Here is a 644-nt window from a genome sequence, read left to right on the forward strand (position 1 = left end):
TGCCACCTATCGACCTTTTGATTAACAACGCTGGTTACTACGGCCCTAAAGGTTATGGGTTTGGAAACACCGATGTGGATGAATGGCGTAAAGTACTTGAGATTAATACGATAGCGCCACTTAAACTGGTCGAAACGCTCTATCCACAACTGCAACAAGGACAGTTTAAAAAAATCGCCTGCATCTCTTCAAAAGTCGGGAGTATGACGGAGAATACATCGGGTGGCGGCTATATTTATCGCTCGTCAAAGGCGGCACTCAATTCCGTAGTCAAAAGCTTAAGCAATGACTTAACGCCTGACGGTTTTACTGTCCTTGCTTTGCACCCTGGTTGGGTACGCACCACAATGGGTGGGCCAAATGCACTTATAGATGCAGAGACATCAGCTCAAGGGCTGGCACAAGTTATTGACCAAAGCACCGTTGAACACTCTGGTCAATTCATCAATTACGACGGAACTTCGCTTCCTTGGTAAGTATTTTATAAAAAGATGAGAGGTAGGTTAGCTTTATGCTTTCTACTTCTCTGACAACCTTGAATTTCTGCGTTTCCTTTCCAGACTTAGTAAGGCTATCAAACAAATAAGGAGAGTAAGCATGGCTGCGGATAGAGATCTGGTGAATTTTAGTGAAGATCACGAACT

2 protein-coding genes are annotated in these 644 nt (G+C 43.9%); one reads left to right on the top strand and one right to left on the bottom strand.

Features of this window, described 5'->3' with window-relative positions; translation table 11 throughout:
* On the top strand, positions 1-476 hold a 476-nt coding region (locus R7P74_RS27120; RefSeq protein WP_318123765.1), incomplete at its 5' end, for an SDR family oxidoreductase.
* Here R7P74_RS27120 and R7P74_RS27125 read toward each other — a convergent pair.
* A partial coding sequence (locus tag R7P74_RS27125) for a hypothetical protein (protein ID WP_318123767.1) occupies positions 445-644 on the bottom strand: 200 nt, incomplete at its 5' end. The genes R7P74_RS27120 and R7P74_RS27125 overlap by 32 nt on opposite strands.

The sequence above is a fragment of the Vibrio sp. 2033 genome, from assembly GCF_033339735.1.